Raw genomic sequence first — 2,899 nt, forward strand, 5'->3', positions numbered from 1 at the left:
GGGCGGCGGTGTCGGCCGAGGGCGCGGTGAAGTCCAGTTCGGTGCGGTCGACCGGGCGGCGGGTGTCCTGGGCGCCCTCGCCGGGGGTGACCAGTCGCAGCAGGACCCGGCGGGCGAGTTCCGCGTGCTCCGGGGAGAGGTCGGCCCAGATCTCCTCGGCGCTCTGGGCGATGGCCCCGTGGACACCGCCCGCGGCCTCGTACGCCTCCTCGGTCAGGGCCCGGCCGCGGCGGCGGCGCCAGGTCTCGCGCAGGACGTGCGAGAGCAGGGGGAGAGCGCCGGGCTCGTCGGCCATCTCGCCGACCAGGCGGGCGGTCAGGGCCCGTTCCACGATGTGTCCGGCGCGCTGGGCGGGCTTGACGATCACCTCGCGCAGCTCGGCCGGGTCCATCGGGCCGACCAGCAGACCGGATTCCCCCAACGCGTCCGCCAGACCCCGGTGTTCGGCGCAGCGGCCGTAGAAGTCCGCCCGTACGGCGACGACGACCCGCACCCCGCTCTCCGGCTCCCGGGCGGCGAGCAGCAGGTCGAGGAACGCCCGGCGTTCGTCCGGGTCCCGGCAGAGGGTGAAGACCTCCTCGAACTGGTCGACCACGACCAGGGTGTCGCCCGTCCCCACCGGCCGCAGCGCGTCGGCGTGGGTGCGGGCCGGGCGGGGGCCGGGGGTGAGGACACGGATCGCGGCCAGTTCGCGCTCGGCGCGCAGGGCCGGGATCAGTCCGGCCCGCAGGAGCGAGGACTTGCCGCTGCCGGAGGGGCCGAAGACGGCGGTGAAACGGCGCTCGCGGACCCGGTGCCGCAGCGCCGTGACGAGCCGGTCGCGGCCGAAGTACCGCTCGTGGTCGTCGGGTTCGAAGCGGGCGAGGCCGAGGTAGGGCGGCTCGGTGTCGTCGTCCTGGCCGGCGGCCGCCTCGCGGACCTCCCGGTCGGCCTCCCGCCAGCGGCGCTCCCACTCGTCCGGGTCGCCCCCGCAGGCCGCCGCGTAGGCGAGGGTCACCTGGAGCGAGGGCAGGTGCTCGCCGGCCGCGGCCTGGGACAGCGCGGTCACGGAGAAGTGCGCCCGGCGGGCGAGTTCGCGGTAGGTGGGGCCGCCGGCCTCCTGGCGGAGCTTGCGGAGTGCGTACGCGAACCTCGGCACCGGTCCGGCGGCCGGATCGACCGGGGTCTCCCGACGGCCCATGTGTGTCCCGTCTCCCCCGTGTCCGCCCGCGCCCGTGTCGTGGACGCCTGTTCGCCGCCGCCACCCTAAGGAACCCCGCGGACCGCCCGCAAGGTTCCGCCACGCCCGTCACCAGGCACTTTGTTTTGTTCACAGTGGCGTGCGGTGGCTGCTGAACAACGCACCGGGCGCTGGACTCGTGGTCACGGGCCTCGTCCCAGGGGCCGTACCGCAGCCGTGCGGTCCCTGCGCGCAGACCTTTCGGGGGACGACATGACCATCACGAACGGGGCGGCGACACCGCCCTCACCCACTGCCCGAGGTGTCCTCACGGGGGTGGGACACCTCGGGCAGGCCCCCTCGCCCGCGCTCCCCCGGCGCCGCGGTTTCTCGCTCGCGCGCCGGGCGTGGGCCTACTGGCTGGGGTGCGCGGGGTTCGCGCTGGCGCTGGCGACGACGACGGGGCTCGGCCCGCACCGGGTCTGGGGCGCCTGCGCGGCGGCCGGGTACGGCACGGCGGCGGTGCTCTCGGCGCGGGGCCCACGGACCGGGAACCGGGCGGTGGCGTGCGCCGCGCTGCTCGGCGCGGTCCTGGTGCCGCTGGTGGTGCTCGTCGTCTCGGGCGCGGCCCAGTCGGAGGTCGGTGTCGTCGAACGCTCGGGGGCGCTGCTGCTGCACACCGGCAGCCCCTACCTGCCCCGCCCGGCGCACACCGTGGACTACGACCCGTACCTGCCCGGCATGGCGCTGTTCGGCGTCCCGCGCGCCCTCTTCGGCGGGGGCCCGTTCACCGATGCCCGGGTCTGGTTCTGCCTCACCTTCCTGGTCGGCGTGTTCTTCGCCGCGCGGCGGCCCGCCGGGGCCCCCGTTCCGCGGCCGGTGGGTGCGGTGGCGCTGCTCGCCGCCTTCCCCGCGGTGGCGCTGCCGCTGGCCGTCGGCGGGGTGGACCTGCCGGTGGTCGGGCTGATGTGCCTGGGTCTGGCGCTCGCGGGCCGGGGCGGCTCGGGTACCGCGGCCGGTCTGGCGATGGGCGCGGCGGCCGCGCTGAAGTGGACGGCGTGGCCGCTGCTGCCGGTGGGGCTGGTGCTGCTCGCGGTCACGGCGGGGCGGCGCCCGGCGCTGCGGGCGGCGCTGACCGCGCTGTCGGTGGCGGCGGCGGCCGTGGTGCCCGTCGCACTCGCCGACCCGCACGCCTTCGTCGAGCACGTGGCGCTCTTCCCGCTCGGCGAGGGCGGGGTCCGCTCCCCGGCGACCAGCCCGCTGCCGGGCCGGCTGCTGGCCGTGCACGTGCCGGGCGGTACCGCCCTCGCGACGGGCGCGCTGCTGGCCGCGGCGCTGGGGGTGACGGTCTCCTTGCTGGTACGGCCGCCCCGTACCGTCCGTGCGGCGGCGGACCGGCTGGCGGTCGGCCTGGGACTCGCCATCTGTCTCATGCCGGCGACCCGCTTCGGCTACCTCGTCCTGCCGCTGGTCCTCGCGGGCTGGTTCCGGTGGCCGCCGGCAGCCGGCCGTTCCGTCTCCACGGACCGGGTCGGCCTGCGTGGCCGACCGTGACCCTGGTCTGACGAGTCGTCATTCCCGCTCTCCGGTCGGTTGCTTCAGGACCGGTCGCGGTGGCGTCGGCGGTCGTGGCGCCGAACCGGCGTGCGCTGCGGGGCCGTTGTCCCGCAGCATGGCCCACACTCCCGAGGATGCCCTTCGTCGTCGAGCGCGAGGTGCGGTTCGGGCGGGCCCGGGGAG

General features: G+C 76.8%; 2 protein-coding genes. One reads left to right on the forward strand and one right to left on the reverse strand.

Annotated elements, in window-relative coordinates; genetic code table 11:
- A partial coding sequence (locus tag AOJ26_RS40900) for a helix-turn-helix domain-containing protein (protein WP_159044536.1) occupies positions 1-1,180 on the reverse strand: 1,180 nt, incomplete at its 3' end.
- Between the two features lie 252 nt (positions 1,181-1,432).
- Here AOJ26_RS40900 and AOJ26_RS40905 point away from each other — a divergent pair.
- Positions 1,433-2,713, forward strand: coding sequence for a glycosyltransferase 87 family protein (locus tag AOJ26_RS40905; protein WP_053853383.1), 1,281 nt, complete (start codon positions 1,433-1,435; stop codon positions 2,711-2,713).
- The last annotated feature ends 186 nt before the right edge of the window (positions 2,714-2,899 follow it).

This window comes from Streptomyces sp. NRRL B-24085, from assembly GCF_001282115.1.
Classification (GTDB): domain Bacteria; phylum Actinomycetota; class Actinomycetes; order Streptomycetales; family Streptomycetaceae; genus Streptomyces.

Excerpts from the sequence above, each read along its gene's own strand:
- AOJ26_RS40905 (WP_053853383.1), top strand. The coding sequence starts at position 1,433 with ATGACCATCACGAACGGGGCGGCGACACCGCCCTCACCCACTGCCCGA.